The sequence below is a fragment of the Megasphaera sp. genome (genome assembly GCF_047831605.1).
Taxonomy (GTDB): Bacteria; Bacillota; Negativicutes; order Veillonellales; family Megasphaeraceae; genus Megasphaera; species Megasphaera intestinihominis.
This window is the reverse complement of the sequence record NZ_CP181255.1, coordinates 1,848,992-1,872,814: the sequence shown is the minus strand read 5'-3', so window position 1 is coordinate 1,872,814 and position 23,823 is coordinate 1,848,992. Positions and strand designations below refer to the sequence as shown.

Annotated in this window: 24 protein-coding genes, 4 tRNA genes and 1 other annotated feature; of the genes, 7 read left to right on the top strand and 21 right to left on the bottom strand. The window is 53.7% G+C overall.

What is annotated here, in order from left to right; all coding sequences use genetic code 11:
• Positions 1-68 precede the first annotated feature (68 nt).
• Positions 69-144 (top strand) — tRNA-Lys (locus ACFWUB_RS08975).
• 290 nt (positions 145-434) lie between these two features.
• On the opposite strand, the gene rlmH is transcribed toward ACFWUB_RS08975, so the two are convergent.
• The 6 genes from rlmH to ACFWUB_RS08945 all read right to left on the bottom strand — a co-directional run bounded on the left by rlmH (position 435) and on the right by ACFWUB_RS08945 (position 4,519).
• Complete coding sequence (gene rlmH / locus ACFWUB_RS08970; protein ID WP_020310409.1) at positions 435-914, bottom strand: 23S rRNA (pseudouridine(1915)-N(3))-methyltransferase RlmH; 480 nt, start codon at positions 912-914, stop codon at positions 435-437.
• On the bottom strand, positions 914-2,047 hold the full coding sequence (locus tag ACFWUB_RS08965; RefSeq protein ID WP_292262646.1) for a S1C family serine protease: 1,134 nt from the start codon (positions 2,045-2,047) through the stop codon (positions 914-916). Before ACFWUB_RS08965 ends, rlmH begins: the two co-directional genes overlap by 1 nt.
• A complete protein-coding gene (locus ACFWUB_RS08960) occupies positions 2,044-2,982 on the bottom strand; it encodes an MBL fold metallo-hydrolase (protein ID WP_302681245.1) in 939 nt (312 codons plus the stop codon). Before ACFWUB_RS08960 ends, ACFWUB_RS08965 begins: the two co-directional genes overlap by 4 nt.
• Positions 2,983-3,047: 65 nt before the next feature.
• A tRNA-Ile gene (locus ACFWUB_RS08955) sits at positions 3,048-3,124 on the bottom strand.
• Positions 3,125-3,179: 55 nt separating this feature from the next.
• Positions 3,180-3,256, bottom strand: a tRNA-Ile gene (locus ACFWUB_RS08950).
• A gap of 75 nt (positions 3,257-3,331) precedes the next feature.
• On the bottom strand, positions 3,332-4,519 hold the full coding sequence (locus ACFWUB_RS08945) for a pyridoxal phosphate-dependent aminotransferase (protein WP_302681244.1): 1,188 nt from the start codon (positions 4,517-4,519) through the stop codon (positions 3,332-3,334).
• Between the two features lie 119 nt (positions 4,520-4,638).
• On the opposite strand from ACFWUB_RS08945, the gene ACFWUB_RS08940 reads away from it, so the two are divergent.
• Positions 4,639-5,808 carry an MFS transporter gene (locus ACFWUB_RS08940; protein WP_020310405.1) on the top strand — a complete coding sequence of 390 codons (1,170 nt, stop codon included), beginning with the start codon at positions 4,639-4,641 and terminating at the stop codon, positions 5,806-5,808.
• 123 nt (positions 5,809-5,931) lie between these two features.
• Here ACFWUB_RS08940 and rplT read toward each other — a convergent pair whose 3' ends face one another.
• The 5 genes from rplT to ACFWUB_RS08915 all read right to left on the bottom strand — a co-directional run bounded on the left by rplT (position 5,932) and on the right by ACFWUB_RS08915 (position 8,142).
• Positions 5,932-6,282, bottom strand: coding sequence for a 50S ribosomal protein L20 (rplT, locus tag ACFWUB_RS08935; RefSeq protein WP_014015987.1), 351 nt, complete (start codon positions 6,280-6,282; stop codon positions 5,932-5,934).
• Between the two features lie 44 nt (positions 6,283-6,326).
• A complete protein-coding gene (rpmI, locus tag ACFWUB_RS08930; RefSeq protein ID WP_014015986.1) occupies positions 6,327-6,524 on the bottom strand; it encodes a 50S ribosomal protein L35 in 198 nt (65 codons plus the stop codon).
• 16 nt (positions 6,525-6,540) lie between these two features.
• Entirely contained in the window at positions 6,541-7,053 is a 513-nt protein-coding gene (gene infC / locus ACFWUB_RS08925; RefSeq protein ID WP_071601828.1) for a translation initiation factor IF-3, read from the bottom strand.
• Between the two features lie 14 nt (positions 7,054-7,067).
• Positions 7,068-7,177 (bottom strand) — a sequence feature (ribosomal protein L20 leader region).
• Between the two features lie 42 nt (positions 7,178-7,219).
• Positions 7,220-7,450 (bottom strand): DUF1653 domain-containing protein, encoded by a 231-nt coding sequence (locus ACFWUB_RS08920; RefSeq protein WP_014015984.1) that lies wholly within the window; start codon positions 7,448-7,450, stop codon positions 7,220-7,222.
• 59 nt (positions 7,451-7,509) lie between these two features.
• Positions 7,510-8,142, bottom strand: coding sequence for a hypothetical protein (locus ACFWUB_RS08915; protein ID WP_416183840.1), 633 nt, complete (start codon positions 8,140-8,142; stop codon positions 7,510-7,512).
• 987 nt (positions 8,143-9,129) lie between these two features.
• On the opposite strand from ACFWUB_RS08915, the gene ACFWUB_RS08910 reads away from it, so the two are divergent.
• The 3 genes from ACFWUB_RS08910 (at position 9,130) to potE (ending at position 13,412) form a co-directional block, all read left to right on the top strand.
• Positions 9,130-10,314 carry an acetyl-CoA C-acetyltransferase gene (locus ACFWUB_RS08910; RefSeq protein ID WP_416183839.1) on the top strand — a complete coding sequence of 395 codons (1,185 nt, stop codon included), beginning with the start codon at positions 9,130-9,132 and terminating at the stop codon, positions 10,312-10,314.
• A gap of 212 nt (positions 10,315-10,526) precedes the next feature.
• The gene (locus tag ACFWUB_RS08905) at positions 10,527-11,708 is read left to right on the top strand and encodes an acetyl-CoA C-acetyltransferase (protein ID WP_416183838.1); all 1,182 of its coding nucleotides are present in this window, start codon (positions 10,527-10,529) and stop codon (positions 11,706-11,708) included.
• 378 nt (positions 11,709-12,086) lie between these two features.
• Positions 12,087-13,412, top strand: a complete 1,326-nt coding sequence (gene potE, locus ACFWUB_RS08900) for a putrescine-ornithine antiporter (RefSeq protein ID WP_416183837.1) — start codon at positions 12,087-12,089, stop codon at positions 13,410-13,412.
• A 154-nt stretch (positions 13,413-13,566) separates the two neighbouring features.
• On the opposite strand, the gene ACFWUB_RS08895 is transcribed toward potE, so the two are convergent.
• Positions 13,567-14,445 carry a hypothetical protein gene (locus ACFWUB_RS08895; RefSeq protein ID WP_416183836.1) on the bottom strand — a complete coding sequence of 293 codons (879 nt, stop codon included), beginning with the start codon at positions 14,443-14,445 and terminating at the stop codon, positions 13,567-13,569.
• Positions 14,445-14,867, bottom strand: coding sequence for a hypothetical protein (locus ACFWUB_RS08890; RefSeq protein ID WP_292260215.1), 423 nt, complete (start codon positions 14,865-14,867; stop codon positions 14,445-14,447). Before ACFWUB_RS08890 ends, ACFWUB_RS08895 begins: the two co-directional genes overlap by 1 nt.
• A gap of 147 nt (positions 14,868-15,014) precedes the next feature.
• Here ACFWUB_RS08890 and ACFWUB_RS08885 point away from each other — a divergent pair, with 147 nt between their 5' ends.
• Together ACFWUB_RS08885 and ACFWUB_RS08880 are read left to right on the top strand one after the other, a co-directional pair.
• A complete protein-coding gene (locus ACFWUB_RS08885; RefSeq protein ID WP_416183835.1) occupies positions 15,015-16,274 on the top strand; it encodes a DEAD/DEAH box helicase in 1,260 nt (419 codons plus the stop codon).
• A gap of 12 nt (positions 16,275-16,286) precedes the next feature.
• Entirely contained in the window at positions 16,287-16,838 is a 552-nt protein-coding gene (locus ACFWUB_RS08880) for a hypothetical protein (RefSeq protein ID WP_416183834.1), read from the top strand.
• Between the two features lie 248 nt (positions 16,839-17,086).
• Here the strand turns inward: ACFWUB_RS08880 and ACFWUB_RS08875 are convergent.
• From ACFWUB_RS08875 to ACFWUB_RS08840, 8 genes are all read right to left on the bottom strand, one after another.
• Positions 17,087-17,163 (bottom strand) — tRNA-Arg (locus ACFWUB_RS08875).
• Positions 17,164-17,331: 168 nt separating this feature from the next.
• The gene (gene dapA, locus ACFWUB_RS08870; RefSeq protein WP_014015975.1) at positions 17,332-18,213 is read right to left on the bottom strand and encodes a 4-hydroxy-tetrahydrodipicolinate synthase; all 882 of its coding nucleotides are present in this window, start codon (positions 18,211-18,213) and stop codon (positions 17,332-17,334) included.
• Positions 18,214-18,238: 25 nt separating this feature from the next.
• Entirely contained in the window at positions 18,239-19,276 is a 1,038-nt protein-coding gene (locus tag ACFWUB_RS08865) for an aspartate-semialdehyde dehydrogenase (RefSeq protein WP_020310392.1), read from the bottom strand.
• A 27-nt stretch (positions 19,277-19,303) separates the two neighbouring features.
• The gene (dapB, locus tag ACFWUB_RS08860) at positions 19,304-20,101 is read right to left on the bottom strand and encodes a 4-hydroxy-tetrahydrodipicolinate reductase (RefSeq protein WP_416183833.1); all 798 of its coding nucleotides are present in this window, start codon (positions 20,099-20,101) and stop codon (positions 19,304-19,306) included.
• Positions 20,102-20,223: 122 nt separating this feature from the next.
• A complete protein-coding gene (recN, locus tag ACFWUB_RS08855; RefSeq protein ID WP_416183832.1) occupies positions 20,224-21,906 on the bottom strand; it encodes a DNA repair protein RecN in 1,683 nt (560 codons plus the stop codon).
• A 7-nt stretch (positions 21,907-21,913) separates the two neighbouring features.
• Entirely contained in the window at positions 21,914-22,369 is a 456-nt protein-coding gene (argR, locus tag ACFWUB_RS08850; protein WP_014015971.1) for an arginine repressor, read from the bottom strand.
• Positions 22,347-22,955: a class I SAM-dependent methyltransferase gene (locus ACFWUB_RS08845; protein ID WP_278970384.1), complete on the bottom strand. Its 609-nt coding sequence runs from the start codon at positions 22,953-22,955 to the stop codon at positions 22,347-22,349. Before ACFWUB_RS08845 ends, argR begins: the two co-directional genes overlap by 23 nt.
• Positions 22,948-23,820: an NAD(+)/NADH kinase gene (locus ACFWUB_RS08840; RefSeq protein WP_014015969.1), complete on the bottom strand. Its 873-nt coding sequence runs from the start codon at positions 23,818-23,820 to the stop codon at positions 22,948-22,950. The genes ACFWUB_RS08845 and ACFWUB_RS08840 overlap by 8 nt, the downstream gene beginning before the upstream one ends.
• Positions 23,821-23,823: the final 3 nt, after the last annotated feature.

Genomic DNA, 23,823 nt, shown 5'->3' with positions numbered 1-23,823 from the left:
TCTCTGAGGTTTAGTGTATTATATTACATGTGCTCAGGAAACAGCGAGTACGAAGGACAACAAAATATGGACCATTAGCTCAGCTGGCAGAGCACCTGACTCTTAATCAGGGTGTCCAGGGTTCGATCCCCTGATGGTCCACCAGAATGAAAAAGGCTTGTCGCATGTGCGGCAAGCCTTTTTTAAGCTGTAGGGGCTCGCACGTGGCGAGCCCGCTCTAGAAATATATACGATTTACCGCCCAGTTTGCTAGAATAATCATCCAAATCCAACGGGTCGCCCACGCGGCGACCCCTACGAACTATAAAACAACAGGGACCACGCATGATGACATAAGTCTTCGTGCGTAGTCCCTGTTTAAGTTATTCATTGTTAGCGGTTCGTAAAAACCAGACGCCCAAGCTGCTAACGGCTAACTGCTAGCTGCCAGCCCCTTACAAATGATAGGGTTCGTGCCGGTCGATTTTGATGGCGCGGTAGATTTGTTCTAATAAGAGGAGGCGTATCATCTGATGGGTCAGGGTGATGCGGCCAAAGGAGATACAGCTGTCGGCTCTGCGGCGGACGAGGTCGCTCAGGCCGAAAGGGCCGCCGATGATGAAGGAGATTTCGCTGCAGCCGTACAGGGCCAGTTTGGCAAAGGACGCCGCCAGGTCTTCAGACGACACGAGCTTGCCCTGCACGTCCAGAGCGAAGAGGTGCGAGCCCTGGCGGACGTGGCGCAGCATCTTCTCCCCTTCCCTGTCGAGGACCTGGGTCTTCTGGGCCGGCGACGGGTTGTCGGGCATCTTCTCTTCGGGCAGGACGGTGAGCTCGACCTGGCCGTACGGGCGCAGGCGCTTCAAGAACTCATCGATGCCGGCCGTGAGGTATTTCTCCTTGATCTTGCCGATGGTAATGACGTGGTACTTCATCAGTTGGTCCCGTCTTCCTGGTCGGACGAATCATTCTGCGGGCTTTCCTGGAGGACGACGGTGACTTCGTGGTCCGAGCCGTTGCGCGTGTAGTCGAGGCTGACCGAATCGCCGACGTTGTGTTTATCCATGACGCTCTGGAGAGCGCTGAAGTCTTTGACATCCGTGCCGTCGAGTTTCAGGATGACGTCGCCATGGCGGAGGCCTGCCTGGTCGAGAGGACCGCCGGCAGCGACTTTATAGACGTAGATGCCGGCTACGTTCAGCTTCATGCCGAAACGGGCTGCCATCTGCTGGTCCAGGCCGTATAAGCCGAGGTACGGGCGGACGACTTTGCCGTTCTTGATGAGGTCCTGCAAAATCGGACGGGCTGCGTTGATAGGAATGGCAAAGCCCAGGCCTTCGACGCCTTCCTTGGAAATCTTGGCGCTGTTGATGCCGATGACCTTGCCGTCGGCGTCGACGAGGGCGCCGCCAGAATTGCCCGGATTGATGGCTGCGTCGGTCTGGATGAGCTTCATGCTCTGGCCTTCAGCCCCGATGGTCCGATTGAGGGAGCTGATGACGCCGACTGTGACTGTGCCCTGGAATTCCAGGCCCAGGGGGTTGCCGATAGCAATGGCCGGTTCGCCGACCTGGAGGGAATCGCTGTCGCCAAATTCAGCGACGGGCAGATTGTCCATCTTGATCTTGACGACGGCCAGGTCCGTCTTTTCATCGCGGCCGACGACAGTCCCTTCGGTACTCTGGCCATCGGCCAAAGAAACGATGACCGTCTTGGCCGTGCCGACGACGTGGTTATTAGTGACGATATAGCCGGCCTTGTCGAAGATGACGCCAGAGCCGACGCCTTCACCGACCAGGACTTTGCGGTTGAACATATCGCGGTTATAGACTTTCGTCGTAATGCCGACGACAGCCGGGCTGACTTTCTTGGCAGCCTGGACGACGGCCGTATTGCGGGCATCGGAAATGGAATCCGATTTCGACGGTTCCTGGAGCTGGTTCACCGTCCCGTTATAGGTACCGCTCGGCGTAAAAAAGGCATCGTGGATCTTGAAACCGCCGAAGACGCCGACGGCGATGAGGACGACGGCGGCTGCCGCCGTAATGACATGTTTGCGTTGCATCATAATTCATGACTCCTTTCCTGGAAGCGGACGCTGCCCTTCTGGCAGGCCAACCGCAATAAAATATCCTGGCCGATGACCCGTCCGGCCTGAGACAGGATAGTGCGCATCGTGTGCAGCGCCAGGGCCGGCGTGTTATTCTTTTCGCTGCGGTGTGCCAGGAGGACCCGCATGACGCCCTTCGTCGGCAGACCGGCCAGGAAAGCGGCTGCCGTCTTGTTGGACAGATGGCCCCAGCGGCTGAGGATGCGCTGCTGGAGCGGATAGGGATAGGGCCCGTTGCGGACCATGCCTTCGTCGTGATTGGCTTCTAAAATGAGGATGTCCGCATAAGCCGCTGCCGCCGCGACGTCAGGGCTGACACAGCCTAAATCTGTCGCCAGGGTGATCTTCGATTCGCCGTGGCAGACCGTATAGCCGACGGGCCGCACGGCATCGTGGGATATGGCAAAGGGAATGACCTGGATATCCTTCAGGCCGACGCGGCGTGTCAGGCGGACGAAGCGGTCCTGGAAGCCTTCCACTTTCCGGCCTATGGCCTGCCAGGTCTCGGCTGTCGTATAGACGGGCATGTCCGTCCGCTTGAGGAGCGTCGCCAGGCCGTTGACGTGGTCCGAATGTTCATGGGTGATGAAGACGGCATCGAGGTCGCCTAAAGCGCAGCCGTAGCGCTTCAATCCCTGTTCGATGCGGCGGCAGCTGATGCCGGCATCGATGAGGATATTCGTCTTGCCACAACGGATATAAGCGGCATTGCCCTTGCTGCCGCTGGCCAGCATGCTGACCAGGCAGTCTCCTGCCCGAGCTTCACCGCCGAGATTGGGAATCGTATCGGCCGCTGTCGGTGGTGCCGTGACGGCCGCCCTGCACCCGGCCTGCTGCCGGGCCGCCTGGATAGACAGGGCCATTTCCTGGAGCTGCCTTTCACTTTCCGTCATGGTCTTCCCTCCTTCTGTTGAAAAAAAAAACCATCGTTCCGGAATAATCCAAACGATGGTCTGTGTGGTGGGCCTAGGTGGACTCGAACCACCGACCTCACGCTTATCAGGCGTGCGCTCTAACCAGCTGAGCTATAGGCCCATGTCATGGGACTTGCTTAGTATAACATACCGCAGGAAATTGTCAAGTGAAAAATTGGTGGGCCTAGGTGGACTTGAACCACCGACCTCACGCTTATCAGGCGTGCGCTCTAACCAGCTGAGCTATAGGCCCATTTCCTAACGACTCGTTTAGTATACCACAGATACAGGACGTGTCAAGGAAATTTTTCCAATTTCTTACATCTTTTTACTTATACTGTTCCATCAGTTTCTTAAAGGCAGCAAAGGACCGTTTAATCATATCCGGATCGACGCAGTACGATACGCGGACATAGCCAGGGCAGCCAAAGCTGTCGGCCGGTACGATGAGCAGATTCAGCTTCTTGGCCTTGTCGGAGAAAGCCTTGGCATCGGCTTCAGGCGATTTGACGAAGAGGTAGAAAGCGCCGCTCGGATAGACGCAGTCGTAGCCCATTTCTCTTAAACCATTATATAAGAGCTTGCGGTTTTCGTCGTAAATGTTCATGTCGCCAGTCTGGCCCAGGCATTTGAGGACGACGTCCTGGAAAAGATGAGGTGCGCAGACAAAGCCCATGGAACGGCCGGCACCGCAGACAGCTGTATAGACTTCCTGGGCATCGGCAGCGCAGTCCGGAACCAGGACATAGCCGATACGTTCGCCCGGCAGGCTCAGGGATTTACTGTACGAATAGCAGATGATCGTGTCTTTGTAGAATTTCGGGACATAGAGGATGGGAAGGCCATCGTAAATGATTTCCCGGTACGGTTCATCTGAAATGATATAGATAGGATGGCCGATTTCCTGGGACTTCCGCGTCAGCAGGGCCGCCAATTTTTCATAGGTATCAGCCGAGTAGACGACGCCAGACGGGTTATTCGGCGAATTGATGATGATTGCCCGTGTATGCGGTGTAATGGCCTTTTCCAGGGCGTCCAGAGAAATCTGGAAGTGTTCCGTATCCGGCGGCAGGACGACGGCTTTGGCATTGGCATTGTGGACAAAGACCGTATATTCCGGGAAGAACGGCGCAATGAGGATGATTTCGTCATCCGGGCCTTCGACGAGGGCTTTGAGGCTGATGGTCAGCGAAGCTGCAGCCCCGCAGGTCATGTAGAAATTATCGGCCCGTACCCGGGCGTCATAAGTCTGGTTCATGTAATCGGCCAGGCCCTGGCGGACAGACGCATCACCGGAAGCTGCCGTATAGCCGTGGATGGCCACGGATTCCCGCGTTTCCAAGATGTCTTCAATGGCTTCTTTGACACAGGCCGGGGCCGGGACGGTCGGATTGCCGATGCTGAAATCGAAGACATTTTCCTTACCGACGATAGCCGCTTGTTCCTGTCCATAAGCGAAGAGGTCACGGATGACCGAAGCCTGGGAGCCCAAGGCGTACATTTCTTTTGATGCCATAATAACAACTCCTTTTAATATATATTGATTAGTTTGTTATTATTATAACACCAATATGAAAAGGAAAACAGCCTATGCTATAATAGATATGATTTCAACTTCCTGAAAGGAGAATTTGCATGAAGAAACTGAGTCCTTATGTATACCTATTCGCTACGGGCCATTTTTCCGTAGACTGGGCGCAAGGCGCCATTCCGGCCCTCCTGCCCTATTTCATCTCGTCGTGCAACCTGAACTATCAGGACGCAGCGACGCTCATCTTTGCCAACATGCTCTTATCATCGGTTTCCCAGCCTATTTTCGGTTATTATTCCGACAAGGTGTCCAAGCCCTGGTTCGCTCCGCTCGGCCCCATCCTCTGCGGCCTCTGCCTGACGATGCTGGCCTTTACGCAGAACTACTGGCTCATCTTCCTCTGCTCCATGTTCAGCGGCTTCGGCTCTTCCATCTATCATCCCGAAGCGGCCCGCATGGTCAATAACATCGCCGGCGACCGCAAGGGACAGGCTATGGGGACCTTTTCCGTCGGCGGCAATGCCGGCTTCGCCATCGGCCCCATGGTTGCCGGAGCCTGTGCCTATGCCTTCGACATCCACGGTCTGGTCGTCTTCGGCATCGTCAACGCCCTCATCGCCTTCGTCCTCTACCATCAGATGCCGCACATCTTATCTCTGGTCAGCGAAGCGGCGACGGCCGAAAAGAAAGCCCATCCCGGGGAAGTCCGGACCAACGACTGGAGTGCCTTCGCCCGCCTGTCCGTCGTCATCTTCGTTCGTTCCATCGGCTTTACGGTCTGCAATACCTTCATTCCCCTCTACTGGATCCACGTCCTCCATGCCTCGCCGGCAACGGGCAGTCTGGCCCTGTCCATCCTCTTTTCCATGGGCGTCGTCATCACCTTCATCGGCGGTGTCCTGGCAGACCGCTTCGGCTTCCTCCGCGTCCTTCGCGGCTCTATGGTGATCATGATTCCGTCCATGTTCTTCCTGGTCAACAGTACGGACATCGTCACGGCGACGCTGCTGCTCCTTCCCGTCGCCTTCTCGCTCTTCGCCGCCTACAGCCCCATCGTCGTCCTCGGCCAGACTTACCTCGGCAAGAACGTCGGCTTCGCTTCTGGCGTCACCCTGGGCCTGACGACGACCATCGGCGGCCTCATCTCGCCCATCGTCGGCTGGGGTGCCGACCAGTGGGGCATCTCCCCGGCCCTGCAATGCCTCTGGATCAGCGCCATCTTCGGCGCCATCTTCGCCTTCCTCATCCCCGTGCCCAAAGCCTGGCGGCATTGATTGTAGGGGTTAGTGGCTAGTGGTTAGTGGTTAGTGGCTAACTGCTGACCGCTGACTGCTGCAAAGCAAAAATCCCCTGCATGATGGTGGAAACCTTCATGCAGGGGATTTTATTTGCATAGATTACTGTGCTTTTGCGACTTCTACGAGTTTTGCGAAAGCAGCTGCGTCGTTGACAGCGAGGTCAGCGAGCATTTTGCGGTTTACGATGACGCCAGCTTTGGTCAGGCCGCAGATGAAGCGGCTGTAGCTGAGGCCGTTAGCACGGGTTGCGGCGTTGATACGGGCAATCCACAATTTACGGAATTCGCGTTTCTTGGCGCGGCGGTCACGACGAGCGTAGTAGAGCGCTTTCATGACGCTTTCGTTAGCTTTTTTGAAGAGACGGCTGCGGGTACCGCGGTAGCCTTTAGCCATTTTTAAGATTTTTTTATGACGAGCGTGTGCTGTAACGCCAACTTTAATTCTTGCCATTAGTCTATTCCTCCGAATCTATATCAAAAAAAGTATTTTCCCTATTAGATGAACGGGCACATCTTGCGGACGGCTTCGGTCATGGTCTTGGAAACGAGCGTAGCTTTTCTCAGGTTACGTTTACGTTTCGGGCTCTTGCTTTCCAGGATGTGGCTCTTATACGGTTTCATGCGTTTGATTTTACCTGTACCAGTTGTGTTAAAGCGTTTTGCCGCAGCACGGCGAGTTTTCAATTTCGGCATAATAATTGTCCTCCTGTTACTTCTTGTTGACAGCGATGACCATGGTCATGTTTCTGCCTTCAATTTTAGGTTCTTTTTCTACATGGGCGGTGTCTTTCAATTCATCAGCGAATCGAACCAGCAAATCACGGCCCAGTTCCGGATGGCTCATTTCGCGGCCGCGGAACATGATCGTAACTTTGACTTTGCTGCCTTCACCCAGGAAACGCTGCGCAGCTTTCATCTTAACGTAGAAGTCATGGTCTTCGATATTGGGACGAAGTTTTACTTCTTTCAATGTCAAGACTTTCTGTTTTTTCTTGGCTTCCTTTTCACGCTTCTGCTGTTCATAACGGTATTTCCCGTAGTTCATGATGCGGCAGACAGGCGGTTTGCCATTCGGTGCGACTTCTACCAGGTCCAAATGCCGTTCTTCCGCAATCTGGCGGGCCGAACGGAGAGACATGACACCGAGCTGTTCGTTAGAATCACTGACCACGCGTACTTCACGGGCTCTGATTTGATCGTTGATACGTAATTCCTTACTAATCGTCTTTCACCTCCGAAATAAAAAAAGAACGGATAGCATGACTATCCGCTCTACGTTTCCGTCATAGACCCTAGTGACACGACCGTCTTGTAAGGTGAGAAGCGGATAGCTTCTGCTTTATTTTCAACAGTACATATTATATCAGCCATGGCAGGCCTTGTCAAGGTTATTTAATCTTGACGAAACGATAATCCTGTTCAGCACGGGGATATTTTTCCTTATCGACTTCGCTCATGAAATCCTTCAACGGGCGGGCATAGGTCTTCATCGTATCGTGCAAGGCCTTGTAAATGACAAATTTTTCACCGGTTTCCGTATGTTCGGCAATGGTGATGATTTCATAAGTATTTTTTTTGAAATGGCGCCAAATTTCATGGGCTTTTGGTAATTCTCTCATCGATAACCCTCCTAATAATCTACATTACTAACCTGGTGTAATTATACCATAGTTTCTCTTTATTTCAATGGCTTCATGATGGGAGCCGCCGGCCTTTTCTGCCGCAGCTGGTCCAAAGCAGCCTGTACGGCCGGCACATCGATGCAGTCGCTTTCCTTTTCAGCGACGTCGATGCCCAGGCGCAGCTTGGCTTCCTTCTTGATGGCCTTATAGAGGCCTTTGGGGAAATCGGCCAGCGTCGTCGTCACGCCCCGCGGGAAGACGGCTTCCCGTTCCAGCGTATAGCCGTCGGGATAACGGCGGGAACAGCGGGGATGATACATGTCGACATACAGGCGGTCGACGAACTTGCCGCTGACGTTGGTCAGTTCAAAGACATCGATGCCGTCGACGCTGCCGGCTTTGTGGAAAAAGACCATCGATCCGGTCCGGCGCAGGCGCAGGCGCGATAAGTAGACAAATTCTCCACTCGGTCCATTGACGGGAATTGGATTGGTCCTATCGTGGCCAAAACGACCATATGAACCTGGAATGATGTCGCAATCTTCGCCATGCGTCACCTTGTCGGCCAGTTTGCCTGACAGGGCCTGATTCTGTAATTCCGGCGAATTGAAAATCTGCAAGGCCTTGTCATAGATCTCCTCGCTCTTCGTCCGCTGATATTCTTTAAAAAAGGCATCAAAAAATCCCATAGTCTTCCTCCTAATATATATAATACATTAATAATAGCATCTTTAATGGATATCATCCGCCAAACACTCAACCTGTCATCTGGCAGATATACTTATTATAAGGCATTTCACGCCATGCCGCTAGTGCCGAGAAAAGCGTCTTTTACTAAGTTTTAAGTTCTTCCTTTATTTAAACGTAAATTTTAATATTTTTCTGTTATGAATAAATATCTATTTTACAGTGCTTTATACTTCCTGTTTTTTACCTCATCTTTCTTCTTTTTAAAAAATCAGCTCCCCCATTTTCTTGATTTTATATCGTCATTTAGCCATTCATTGCCTTTAAATCATTTATCAGCCCTGTCGTTGCATTTTTCAGCTATTGATTTTATTTACTCGTATGTTATTATATTTATAGATAAAGAGTTCTCCTACAGGTAGAACGAATATCTGGTAATCATTTAAAATTATTAAGTATCGTCATATAATAAGGAAGAAAAGAGGTAAGAACTATGAATTTAAGTGCAGACGCAAAAATCATCATCTCCATGGGCGCTTTACTTTCGTACAGTTTCATCGCTCATCTTCTTTAAGAGGGATAGGAAAAGGGCTTGCCGCGTCGCGGCAAGCCCTTTTTTAGTGGCTCGTGGCTAGGGGCTAGGGGCTAGGGGTTCGTAGGGGCCGTCCCAAAGGGCGGCCCTACGAGCGGCTAGCTGCTGACTGCTAGCCGCCAACCATACGTATACCAAATTATTCGTTCTCTTTATTCTTTTCTCATCTGACCCTTTCTTTATCATGATTATCTAGCATAGGGAAAATTCATTTTCCTCTTGCATTTCCTTGTGAAAAAATGTACTATATAGGCATGGAGATTGTGAAATTTAGAACTCAAGTTCTTCATTTCAGCGTAACCCCCAAGGAGCTGCGTAAGCGGCGGCTCCGTCAACTAAGTCTTATATACTATATTATTCTATACTTTGTTCCACATCAGAAAGGATGGTTTTTTTAATGAGAGATGCTGTTATCGTAAGTGCTTGCCGTACGGCCATCGGCAGTTTCAATGGCCAGTTCGCAGACGTCACCGCTGTAGACCTCGGTGTTGCTGCTGTTACTGAAGCAATCAAACGCGCAGGTATCCCTGTAGATCAGATCGACGAAGTCATCATGGGCCACGTACTCCAGGCTGGCTGCGGTGAAAACACGGCCCGTCAGGTAGCCCTCCATTCGGGTATTCCTCAGGAAGTTCCTGCTTTCACATTGAATAAACTCTGCGGTTCCGGCATGCGTGCCATTTCCCTCGCTTCCCAGCAGATCAAACTCGGCGATGCCGACATCATCGTAGCCGGCGGTATGGAATCCATGTCCAACGCCCCCTACTCCATCGCTAAAGGCCGCCGCGGCTACCGTATGGGTAACGGCGTCCTCGAAGACCTGCTCATGCGCGATGGCCTGTTCTGCACGGAAAACAACTACCACATGGGCGTAACGGCTGAAAACGTCGCTGCCCGTTTCGGCGTAACCCGTGAAGATCAGGATAAATTAGCTTGCCGTTCTGAAAACCTGGCTTACAAAGCTCAGCAGGAAGGCAAATTCGACAGCCAGATCGTTCCGGTAACGGTTCATAAGAAAAAAGGCGACGTCATCGTCGACAAAGACGAATTCATCCGCCCGAACTGCACCATGGAAACCTTGGCTAAACTCCGTCCGGCCTTCATCAAAAACGGCACGGTCACCGCTGGTAACGCTTCCGGCATCAACGACGGCGCAGCTGCTGTTGTCGTAATGTCCGCTGAAAAAGCGAAAGAACTCGGCATCAAACCGCTGGCTCGCATCATCGACTGGGCTTCGGCTGGTGTTGAACCGGCTATCATGGGTACCGGCCCGATTCCGGCAGTCCGCAAAGTCATGAAAAAGACCGGCATGACTGTTGACCAGATGGACCTCATCGAATTGAACGAAGCTTTCGCAGCTCAGTCCGTATACTGCGTCCGCGAACTCGGCCTCAACATGGACAAAGTCAACATCCACGGCGGCGCTATCGCCCTCGGCCATCCGATTGGCTGCTCCGGCGCCCGTATTGTTGTCACCTTGCTCTACGCAATGGCTGAACCGGAAATCAACGGTAAATATGGTCTGGCTTCCCTCTGCATCGGCGGCGGCCAGGGCACGGCTATCATCGTAGAACGTCTGTAATTTAACAAATTTCCCTATTCCCTAGCCATAAGTAAGGGAGATGTATGGAGTACGTAATTTTTGGAACGTGCTCTATACATTTTCTTTAAAATGGTGTATGATAGCAATATCAGAGTGTCATTTTCAACATGACACTTTTGCACGGTGCATCCTCTCATACTGATACACCGGCACCTATTTCAATACGTAAAAATTTTCAAGGAGTGATTCCAATGAAAGAAGTAGTTATCGTAAGTGCTTGCCGTACGGCAATTGGTAAATTCGGCGGCGGTTTCAAAAACACACCGGCTGTAGAACTCGGTGCTGTCGTCATTAAAGAAGCGCTCAAACGTGCTGGTATCGAAGGCAAAGATGTCGACGAAGTCGTAATGGGCAACGTTCTCCAGGCTGCTCAGGGCCAGAACCCGGCTCGTCAGGCTATGATCAAAGCTGGCATGCCGATCGAAGTCCCGGCTCTTACGGTCAATAAAGTTTGCGGTTCCGGTCTCCGCTGCGTATCCTTGGCAGCTCAGATGATCAAAGCCGGCGACGCTGACGTCATCGTAGCAGGCGGCATGGAAAACATGTCCATGGCTCCCTTCGCTGTTCCGAAAGCTCGTTATGGCTATCGCATGGGCAACGGTGTCCTCGTCGATACGATGATCAAAGATGGCCTCTGGGACGCATTCAACGATTATCATATGGGCATCACGGCTGAAAACATTGCTGAACGCTTCAACGTAACTCGTGAAGATCAGGATAAACTCGGCGTTCGTTCGCAGAACCTCGCTTGCGAAGCTATCCATAGCGGCGCATTCAAATCCCAGATCGTTCCGGTAACGGTTCATCAGAAGAAACAGGACGTCGTCATCGACACCGACGAAGGACCGCGTGAAGGTTCCAACATGGAAACTTTGGCTAAATTGAAACCGGCCTTCAAAAAAGGCGGCACCGTTACGGCTGGTAACGCTTCCGGCATCAACGACGGCGCAGCTGCTGTTGTCGTAATGTCCGCTGATAAAGCTAAAGAACTCGGCCTCAAACCGATGGCTAAGATTGTAAGCTATGCTTCTGCTGGCGTAGATCCCGCTATCATGGGTACCGGCCCTGTTCCTTCTTCCCGTAAAGCATTGGCTAAAGCAGGCCTGGAAGTCAAAGACCTCGACCTCGTCGAAGCTAACGAAGCATTCGCAGCTCAGGCTGTATACTGCTGCCGTGAACTCGGTTTCGATATGGACAAAGTCAACATCCATGGCGGCGCTATCGCCCTCGGCCATCCGATTGGTGCATCGGGCGCTCGTATCCTCGTAACCTTGCTCTATGGCTTGAAAGAAGTCGGCGGCAAATACGGTTTGGCTACACTGTGCATCGGTGGCGGCCAGGGTACGGCTTGCGTCGTAGAAAACATCGACTAATTTCATCTCTCATGTGTAAAAAGGCTTGTCGCTTCGGCGGCAAGCCTTTTTTAGCAGTCAGCTGATATTTTTAAATTTCTGTAGGGGCAACCACGTAGGGCGCCCGCTTCAGGATTATGCAATCTTCCATTCAGATTGCTGGGAAACTCATTCAAATTCCCAACGGGTCCCCACGTACGATTCCTACAGTGCTACGAGCCACGAAACACGAACCACTAAACTCTATTCCCATTTGGAATATAGAGCGTGAAAAGTGGCCCAAATACATATAACGTTTTTTCAAAAAGTATTTAATTTTCCCGGCAAAAATGATAGAATTAATTTGCTAAAAATTTCAAGCCATGCTTATACGCATCACTAACGAAAGAAGGACTGATAATGAAAACTACATGTCGTAAAATGTCTGTGGTACAGTTGACCTTTGTCACTGCTGCCAACATGCTTGGCGCCGGTATCATCATGCTGCCGACCAAGCTCGCCGAAGTCGGTACGATCTCGATTATTTCCTGGATTATTACCTCACTAGGCTCTTTAGCCCTGGCCATGGCTTTTGCCCGATGTGGCATGTTCACGACAAAGCCAGGTGGTATGGGCGGTTACTCCGAATACGCTTTCGGGCGTGTAGGACATTTTATGGCTAATTACGCCTACTCTGTTTCCATCGTAATTGCAAACGTCGCTATCGCCATTACGGCGGTCGGCTACGGCGCCGGTTTCCTTGAGACAACCTTTACGCCGTTACAGACGTGTTTATATACGATCGCTTTATTGTGGATCGCGGCAGCCCTCAACTTCAGCGGCTCCCGTTATTCCGGCAAGCTCAGTGCCATCACCATCTGGGGTGCCATCATCCCGGTCCTGGGCATTTCCATCATCGGCTGGCATTGGTTCAGCACGGCTACCTGGCTGGCTTCGTGGAACCCCAATAACCTGGGACTCAGCGATGCCGTCGGCAATTCCATCGCCCTGACCTTGTGGTCCTTCTTGGGACTCGAATCGGCAGCGGTCAACATGGATGCCGTTGAAAATCCGAAGAAATCCGTTCCTATTGCCACTTTCGTCAGCACCCTCGGCGTCGCCATCATCTACGTCGCCTCGACGAACGTCATTGCAGGCATCGTCCCCAATGCGGAAATCCTGGCATCGAGCGCTCCCTTCGGCCTGGCCTTCTCGTACATGCTCGGCGATACGGCCGGCAAAGCCGTCATGGGCCTGATGGTGTTCTCCTGTGCCGGTTCCCTCTTGTCCTGGCAGTTCACCCTGGCCCGCGTTTTCAAGACCAGCGCCCAGCGCGGCCTGTTCCCCAAGATTTTCGCCAAAGTCACAAGCGCTGACGTCCCGGTCAAAGGCATGTTGTGCATCCTCTGCATGCAGAGCCTCCTGGCCCTCATGACCATCAGCCCGACCCTGGCCGCCCAGTTCGAACTCCTGGCCAACCTGGCCGTCGTCACCAACGTCATCCCCTACATGCTCTGTGCCGAGGCCCTGACGACGATCCTCACCAAGGAACATATCCCCAATGAAGTCTGTAACAGAAATACGTCGATATTCCTGGCAGGCGTATCCATTATCTATTGCGTATATGCATTGACCACCACCGATGCCACGACCTTCCTCAGCGGCTGTTTCGCCGTCTTCCTGGGATGGCTGGTATACGTCATCCGCTTCACCATCATGAAGCAGACCATCGTGGAAATTAAATAAAAAAAAGGCTTGTCGCCGTGCGACAAGCCTTTTTTACTGTAGGGGTCGCCACGTGGGCGACCCGCTGGATATCAGGCGACGTTCTCCTTGAACCGGAAAATCATTCATATTCTGAGGCGGGCTTGCCACGGCAAGCCCCTACAATTTCTACAAACTACAAACTCCTCTTCCCCTCAAAGGCCGCCAGGACGACGTTGCGCATGGCTACGCAGCCGATGATGGTCAGGGCGGCTACGACGAAGGGCGTGACGAAGACCAGGGGATTGTTCTGGAGGATCGGCATGGCCTTGAAGATGTACGTAAAGACGTGTATCTGGCTGTCGAAGAGGATGTGCTGGACCAGGGCCCACATGAGGACCATGACGACGATGGCGGCAATGTGGACCAGCCGCTTTTCCCCCTGATAACCATAGCGCTTATACGGGAAGAAATAGAAGGCGAAGGTGGCAATGACGAAGATGCTCATGCCGATGAAGCAGAAGCCCATGATGGCCATGATGCCGACGACCAGGCTCTGCGTCACGGACGAGTCGCTGACGGCTGGGAAGAGGAACATGCCCAGCACGGCACACGGCAGGGGCAGGCTGTAGACGATGGGATCGATGAACTGGGAGTACCAGTATTTCCGCCGGCGCCCTTTCCAGAAATCGACGGCCCGTGCCGCCAGATACTGTATGGCGACGGTCAGGAACATCCACAGGGCGAATAATCCGACCCGGACGGGATAAGAATGCCAGCAGTCCAGGCCGGTCAGGCCGTTGAGCAGGCCGACAGCGACGAGCAGGACGACGGCGCCGCCATACAGAGTCGCCCCGGATGACGCATAATCGCCGTCCCTGCCCGCACGACGGCGGCGATAGCCCAGCCACAGGGGAATGGCAAAGGATAAGATAAAAAAGGCCAGAATCGACGCTGAGGCGATATATGGCCTATCTGAAGCAAAGGCACCAAAGGGCAGCGGCAGGATGCCGCACGACGCCCAGACGACGGCCAGCAGCCGATCGTGCCATGTCTGTTTTTGTAAGTTGTCCATTAACCTACTTCCTTTCGGCCCGGCAGGAGCTGGGATATGGCGTAAGCCAGGAGCATGGTCAGGCTGATTTCTGCGTACATGCCGACGATGAATACGATATCACGGCCAATGGTCGGCCATTCCCAGAAAGGCGCAGCCTTCCAATAGACACCCATGAAGGCCGTAAAGGCCCCGATAGCCGCAAAGACGATGAACCACATGAGGGCCATGACCCAGCGGCGGATACGCCCACCCTTGGGGCCAAACGTCGCATCGTGGCAGCCCACGTAGGCTACGGGGATGACCAGCGATAAAAAGACATAACTTACCATGGCTACGACGGCACTGGAGCCGCTGTGGATCGTATAGGCACCGATGGGAATGGGAATGATAAAGAAACACATGAAGACACATTGCCGCAAGATATCGCGCCACCAACTCATTTTCTGCAAGACCTCCTAAAATAATGCAAACGAAATCACTTTAGTATACCATATCCCTAAAAGAAAAAAAAGTTTGCGCAAGGCCTGACTTTTGTGTACAATAGAAATTATAGCAAGTGATTTTAGTCCGCACAGAAAGGAACATACATGACAAAGAATTTTGAAATCCTCGGCATTACGCCGAAGATTTGTGAACTCCTCCATAAGCAGGGCGTCGACGAACCGACGGCCATCCAGGCCCAGGCCATTCCGCCGCTGTTCAAGGGCCGCGACATCCTGGCCCAGGCCCAGACCGGCACGGGCAAGACCTTTGCCTTCCTCCTGCCGTCGCTGCAGCAGATCAAGACGGATATCCACGCCGAACAGGTCCTGGTCATGGCACCGACACGGGAATTGGCCCGTCAAATTGCCGACGTCGCCGATACGCTGGCACCGGAACTGGGCATCGACGTCCTCAGCCTCATCGGCGGCAAGACCATCGAGAATCAGCTGCAGAAACTGCACCGCCATCCGCACGTCATCATCGGCACACCAGGCCGGCTTCTCGACCACTGCCGCCGCCATTCCCTCGACCTCAGCGGCGTCCGCCGGGTCATCGTCGACGAAGCGGACCAGATGCTCCAGGCCGGCTTCCTGGAAGACGTCGATACCCTCATCGGCCTGACGCCGAAACGGCGGCAGCTCCTCTTCTTCTCGGCCACTGTCCCGGATAAGATCAAAGGCCTGGCCAAGAAGCACATGCAGAGCCCGCTGGTCCTGAATATTCTCGAAGGCCAGACCATCGCCCTGGAAAACATCGAACAGCGCATCTACATGATGACAGAAGAACAGAAACTGCCGAAGCTCTGCCAGATGCTGACCGACATGAACCCCTACCTGGCCATCGTCTTCTGCAACACCAAGGAACGGACTTCCCTCCTGGCAGGCAAACTCATCGCCAAGGGCTTCAACATCGGCGAACTCCACGGCGATATGTCTCAGGGCCGCCGCAATCAGGTCCTGCGCGACTTTGCCAAAGCCAAGACGCAGATCCTGGTCGCCACGGATATCGCAGCCCGCGGCATCGACATCGAAGGGATCACGCATGTCTTCAACTTCGATGTCCCCCATGACGTCGACTACTACATCCACCGCATCGGCCGCACCGGCCGTGCCGGCAATGAAGGCCTGTCCATCATGTTTGCCACGGCAGCCGATGAAAATTGGGTCCGCCGCATCGAACACAATATCCATGCGACGATCACGAAATATACCCTGACGGGACAAGTCAAAGTCAAGGCCAGCAGCAAACCGCCGAAGCGGAAAAAGACGTATCGGGACAAACTGCCGGCCAGCACTTACCAGACAACGAAAGAAAAACGCCATAAACAGCGCCATAAGGGCGGGGACAACCGCCGGCGCCGCTAAGGAGGTCTACTTATGAAACGTTATCTTACCCTTGTCCTTCTGCTCTTCACCCTGGTGGCTGCCGGATGTACGCCGGCATCGCCGACCAATTCGCAGCCGCAGAAACAGCAGACCCAGACCCAGCAGCAACAGCCGGGAGAAACCAAGCAGGGCCAGGACACGAAGAGCCAGGCCGACACGAAAGAAACGCCGGTCGCCAACTTGCCGACCATCGGCGATACCCAGGCCGATTGGGAAAATGAATGGGGCCATCCCTACTCCCAGGGCGACACGATCCGCGTCTTCCATAATGGCCGCTACCAGGTCGTCTTCCAGAACGGCCGGGCCGTTACAGTGACTATCAAAGTCCAAGACGGTGAAAACGTCAATATCAGTGACCTCCTGCCGGAAGATGCCCAGAAACAATCGGCATCGTCAAAAAATATCGGCGGTTCCCAGATGGGCGTCGAAAAATGGCACAGCAAGACCCTGGAAAAAGCCTTATCCTCGACAAAAGGCAACTTCACGGTCATGAAACAACCGGGCAGCATCATCATCGACTGCACTCCGGATTTAAAAAAATAATCAATGTAGGGGCGCCACGTGGGGCGCCCGCTTCTGAAAAATAGTGTAAAAAAAGCTGTCGCCTCAAGGTGCGGCAGCTTTTTTTGTGCTGTAAGGATCGCCACGTGGACCCCATTAGGAATGTGAATGACTTTCTTAGCAATCTGGCTGGGAAATCCTACAACTTCTGAAACGGGCTCGCCACGTGCGAGCCACGAACAACGGGCCACAACAAAAAAGCTCACGCAAAATGCGTGAGCTTTTTTCTATGGTGACCCGGTAGGGATTCGAACCCTAGACCTACTGATTCGTAGTCAGTCACTCTATCCAGCTGAGCTACCGAGTCATATCTTGTCGTTCCTGACGACTCATATATAATAACAAGAAATCGGGGATATGTCAAGGCTTTTTTTAATATAAAACCAAGTTTATAGAAATCTCTCCGGCCCACTGGGCCACCTCCCCTATAAGGGAGGCTTGAGTACAGGTCGGAGAGGTTTCCGTTTATCAGCACTTATAATCTGCCGATGTCTTTCAGGTATTGTTCGCACTTGGCCTTTATTTCCGGTGTGGCGTCTACCAGGGGCAGGCGGAACGGGCCGGCCGGGAAGCCGAGCATGTTGAGCATGGTTTTGACCGGGACCGGGCTGACCGTGCAGAAACAGCCTTTCATGAAGGGCAGGTATTTCTGATGGAGGGCAGCGGCTTTCTTGACGTCGCCGTCTTTATGGGCCTGGATCATTTCGTTCATTTCCTTGCCGATGACGTGGGCAGCTACGGAAATGACGCCTTCGCCGCCGACAGCGACGATGGGCAGGGTCAGGTTGTCGTCACCGCTGTAGAGGTGGAAACCTTCCGGTGCATTGGCTGCGACGTAGCCGGCATAATCGAGGTCGCCGCTGGCGTCTTTGAGGCCGATGATGTTCGGGAAGTCATGAGCCAGCTGGCAGACCGTCTGCGGTTCGATTTTGCCGCCTGTACGGCCCGGTACGTTATAAATGAAGATAGGCAGGTCCGTCGACTTGGCGATGGCAGCAAAGTGAGCGTAACAGCCTTCCTGGTTCGGTTTATTGTAATACGGGACGATGCACAGCAGGACGTCGACGCCCGTATCTTTGGCCTTCTTGGCCATTTCGATAGTCTGGAGCGTATTGTTGGTGCCGACATTGCCCATGACCAGGGTCTTGTCTTTCAAGGCATCTGCCGTGACTTGGAAGAGCTTGAGCTTTTCTTCTTCCGTCATGACAGCCCCTTCGCCCGTCGTAGCCCCGACGAGGATGGCCGAGCCTTCATCAGCATATTTCTTAGCCAGTTCAACAGCCGCTTCATAATTGACGGAACCGTCTTCGTGGAACGGCGTGACCATGGCAACAATCACATTTGGAAAAGTTAACATAAAGGATTCTCTCCCCTCTTCGTACTTAGTGGATCATGTCGTGAGCCAGCATGTATTCGGCAATCTGCAGGGCATTGAGGGCAGCGCCTTTGCGGATCTGGTCGCCCGATACCCAGAGATTGATGGCCTTCGGATTATACAGGTCCTTGCGGATACGGCCGACGTAGCAGTCGTATTTTTCCGACGTGAACAAGGGCATAGGATATTCCATTTCAGCCGGGTTGTCCTGGACCTGGGCACCCGGGAAGGCATCGATGGCTTTGCGGACGGCATCGACAGTCAGTTCATCGGCCGTTTCGACATAGACCGATTCAGCATGGCTGCGGAAGACCGGTACGCGGACCGTCGTAGCCGTAATGGCGATGGAGTCGTCGTGGAGCATCTTGTGCGTTTCGTTGACCATCTTCATTTCTTCTTTGGTGTAGTCTTTTTCTACGAATTTATCGATCTGCGGGATGAGGTTGAAAGCGATGGGATAATGCTTGGGAAGGCTCTTGCTGGGCAGGATCTTCGGCTGCATTTCTTCCCCTTTGAGGTAGGCTTCCGTTTCATCGCGCAGTTCGTCGATACCTTCTTTGCCGGCACCGGAAACGGCCTGGTACGTGCTGACGATAATGCGTTTAATCGGCGACAAGTCATGAATCGGCTTGAGGGCCATGAGCATGATGATCGTCGAGCAGTTCGGGTTGGCAATGATGCCCTTGTGCCAGGCAATATCTTCAGGGTTGACTTCCGGTACGACCAGGGGGACATCCGGGTCCATACGGAACGTGCTGGAGTTGTCGATGACGACGCAGCCCCGTTTAGCAGCTTCGGGTCCCAATTCCTTACTGATCGAGCCGCCGGCGAACAAGCCGATATCAACACCGTCGAAAGATTCTGGTTTGGCTTCTTCAACCGTATATTCCTGGCCGTTGACGGTCAATTTCTTGCCAGCCGAACGGTACGATGCTAATAACTTCAACTTGCTGTACGGGAATTTGCGTTCTCCGATCAAGCGGATAAATTCCTGGCCTACGGCACCTGTGGCACCTAAAATCGCTACTACCGGTTCTTTTGTCATAACAAACTTCCTCCCCTAATGGTTCTTTTATAAATAGTTTTCCAGTCCAAAGGTCAAGCCCGGACGGGAGCTTACTTTTTTGACGGCTAAGACGACGCCGGGCATGAAGGACTTGCGGTCCATCGAGTCGTGGCGGATTGTCAGCAGTTCGCCGTACCCCCCAAATAAGACTTGCTGATGTGCGACGTAACCCGGCAGGCGGACGCTGTGGATAGGGATCCCGGCGACAGAGGCACCGCGGGCGCCGTCGAGGCTTTCATGGGTCTTGTCCGGAGCCGGCTGTACACCAGCTTCTTTGCGGGCCGCATCGATCTTATCGGCCGTCATGATGGCCGTACCGGACGGAGCGTCCAGTTTATTGTTGTGATGGAGTTCGATGATTTCGACATCCGGCAGATACGGAGCGACTTCTGTCGAGAGCTTCATCATCAGGACAGCGCCGATGGAAAAGTTCGGGGCAATGAAGATGCTCGTCTTCTTTTCCAGAGCCAGGGCATGGAGTTCATGACGCTGTTCAGCGGTCAGGCCCGTCGTGCCGACGACCATATTGACACCGTGTTCGATGCAGGTCTTAGCGTTGTTGAAGATGACTTTCGGCGTGGTGAAATCGACGACGACATCCGGTTTGATGTCATCGAGGGCAGCGCCCAGGTCATCGCGGATGGTCAGTCCCAAGTGGCCGACACCGGCGATGTCACCGACATCTTCGCCGACATGAGTAATGCTGATGCCACCGGCTACTTCCAGTTCCGGGTCTTCAAAGACGGCTTTGACGACCTGGCTGCCCATGCGGCCATCGGCACCATTGACTAATACACGAAGCATATCTATCCCTCCTATGGATTCGTTTTCGTAGAACTTCTATTTTTTGAAATTATATTTAACTATATACCTATCGCGGACATTCGTCAACCCGTAAAGCAATGTCGAATCGCAAGTCAAGGGTATTACCTGCCCTTGACTTGTTTTACGATCTGGCGGGCGGCTTCGATGCTGGCCTTGGTCGTATCGTTGCCGGCGAACATGCGGGCGATTTCCAGGACGTGTTCCCCTTCCGAGAGGCCCCGGACCTGGGTGACCGTGCGGCCGTCCATTTCTTTCTTATATATGAAATAATGGTGGTCGGCAATGGCCGCCGTCTGCGGCAGGTGGGTAATGCAGAAGACCTGGCCCTGGCCGGAGAGCTGGCGGATGTGGTCGGCGACCTGCAGGCCCGTCTGGCCGCTGATGCCGACGTCGATTTCGTCGAAGATCATCGTCTTGCCCGTCGTCCGTTCCGGACCGGCCGTCTTCAGGGCCAGGGCAATACGCGATACTTCGCCGCCCGATGCTATCTTGGCCAGGGGCTGCATATCTTCGCCCGTATTGGCCGAGAAATAGAGCTCGATACCGGCTGAACCATCCGCTGTGATGTCCTTCATCGGTTCGATGTGGAAGGCGATACGGCTGTTCAGCATGCCCAACTTATTGAGCGTCGCCGTCATGGCCTTGCTGAACTGGCTGTCGGCCTCACGGCGGGCAGCGGCCAGGACCTGGGCCTGCTGGCGCACGGCTTCAGCTTCACGGGCCAGTTTCTCTTCCAGCTTGGCCAGATGGCTTTCGGACTGGTCGAGCCGTTCATAATCGGCCTTGGCCTTGGCCAGGAACTGCAGGATATCGGCGACAGTGAAACCGTACTTGCGCTTGAGCTTTTCAATCGACGCCAGGCGGGACTGCATGGCATCCAGGGCCCGTTCATCGAAGTCGAAAGAATCGGCATAGCGCAAAAGGCCGTCGTGAACGTCTTCGATTTCATACGACAAGGTCTCGACTTTCCCAGCCAGGGCACTGAAGGCTTCATCGTAAGCTGAGGCCCTTTCCAGGCTGCGGTGGATGGTCTCGATCTGCTCGATGACGCCGGGCTGGCGTTCACTCCCTTCCAGGGCGAACATGGCCTCCTTCAGATTATCCTTGATATGTTCGGCATGGGACGCCTTGTTGATTTTCTGCTCCAGTTCGTCGTCTTCCCCTTCTTTCAGGGCGGCTCCCTCGATTTCCTTGATCTGGAACGCCAGGATACTGAGCATCCGCGCCTTTTCACTTTCGTCATGGCGCAAAGCCTTGATTTCCCCTTCCGTCTCATGCCACTGGCGGTATAATCCATCGTAGTCCTGACGGGCCTGACGGACGTCTGCCGTAAGGCCGTCGAGGATAGCCACGTGATAAGACGGGTTGAAAATCAGGCTGTTGTCGAACTGGCCGTGGATATCCAGCAGGTACTCGCCCAGCCGCCGCAAAGTCGCCGTCGGTACCAGCGTCCCGTTGACCAGGATGGTCCCGCGGCCGCTGCGCGGGAACTGGCGGGAAATGATGAGCTGGCCTTCATCGACTTCGATGTGGTTGGCCTCCAGGAGCTGTTCCAGCCCTTCAGGCAACGCAGAAAAAAAGAACGCGCCTTCGACGAGGAACGAGTCCGTCCCGTGGCGGACGAACGATGCCGATGCGCGTTTGCCTGCCAGCATACCGATGGCGTCGAGGAGAATCGATTTGCCGGCGCCTGTCTCGCCAGTAAAAATCGTCACCCCGTCGCCAAAAGTAAGGTGCAGGTCTTCAATCAGAGCAAAATTGTGGATGTGCAGGGACTGCAGCATAAGGGCCTCATTCCTTCATCAGCGATACGATAAGCTTGACCAGTTTCGGAACGGTTTCTGTGTCCTTGACGATGAGGAGGACCGTATCATCGCCAGCCAGGGTGCCGATGACATTTTCCCAGCGGGCATGGTCGATGGCGGCGGCAATGGGATTGGCCGAACCGGGCAGGGTGTGGACGATGATCTGGTTATACGCCGAATCGACGCGGACGATGGAGTCCTGGAACAGGCGGGCCATGCGGTTCTTGGACATGAGCATATTCTGTTCCGGCGACAAGGCATAGCGGTAATGGCCGTCACTGGTCGGAACCTTGATGAGCATGAGTTCTTTAATGTCGCGGGAAACCGTAGCCTGTGTGACTTCGATGCCTTCTTCCTGCAAGGCCTTGGCTAATTCTTCCTGCGTTTCGATGGGACGGGACTGGACAATTTCTTTAATCTTAGTGTAACGGAATCTCTTCATGATGACGTTTCCCTCTTTTCTGTACAATATATAATACGGGTGGACAATGCACCTCATTGACGGGCTGCCAGGACGAAATATGGAAGTCCTGCTGGGGTATGGTCTGTAAATACGACCGCAGCGCTTGTTCTTCGCGAGCCCCGGCTTCGGTACCGGGATAAGCTGCTATCATAATTATCCCATTTATCGCAATTTTATTCAAGCCTATTTTCATAGCTTTTAGTGTTATTTCACAATTTGTATGGATTTTATGGTCGCCTGACGGCAAATAGCCCAGATTGAATACCATTAAATCCACGTTTTCCTGTATCCGGGCCAGGAGTTCTTCGTGAGAACCGCAGGTGCAGACGACGTGCTTCCCGTCCAGCCCTTCCTGCTGCAGGCGCTGCTGCGTATGGTCAATGGCACAGGGCTGGATATCAAAGGCGTAGAGGACGGCATCGTCCGGCATGAGACGGGCCAGGAAAGCCGTGTCGTGGCCGTTGCCGCAGGTCATGTCGACGAGGACATGAGCCTGGCGGGCATAGGGTTCCATCATCATATGAGAGACGGTAACGGCATTGCGGAATGGATACATATTAATCATTTCCCATCATTTTCGTGAATAAATTGCTGTAGAAATAGTTCTTGTTGAAGCGGATGATCTTGAGGACGTGGTCGGACTTGCGGACCTGAAGGGTCATATTGCGCATCAGTTCCTGGTCCATCATGCCGTCGACGGAGACGCGGACGCTGTTGCGGCTGTTGGCCACCGTCACCGATACCTGGTCGTCATCGCGCAGGACCAGGGGCACTTTCAGCAGCAGATGCGGGCAAATGGGCGTGACCATGATGCAGGGCACGCTGGGCGCGACGATAGGGCCGCCGCTGGAGAAGGTATAGCCCGTACTCCCCGTCGCCGTCGCTACGATGAGGCCATCGCCGGGATACTGCTGGATGAAATGGCCGTTGATGCTGAGATCGATGCGGATGAGCTTACCTACATTGCCGTGGCCGATGACGATGTCGTTGAGGGCATCGGGCAGGGACTGGACCAGTCCGTCTTCATAGCACAATTCCGAATGGAGCATCATCCGTTCTTCCAGGAAATAGCGGCCGGCCAGGATATCTTCCATGCGCTTTTCCAGGTTCTTGGTCTCGACTTCGTAAAGGAAGCCCAGAGAGCCGAGATTGATGCCGCAGACCGGGATGTCGGCTTCGGCAAACTGTTTGGCCATCTTGAGAATGGTCCCGTCGCCGCCGAGGACCATGGCTACGTCGATGGTGCTGTAAATCGTCATGCGTGGGCGCAGGTGTTCAGCGCCGATGCGCTGATAGGCCGGCTGGCGGCTCTCGCTGACATAAGCCGGCAGATAATATTCAATGCCATATTTTTCGCAAATTTTGATCATCTGCTGGACGATGGCAGCACTTTCGCGTTTGACGAGGTTCGGGAAAATACCGATACGCATGGG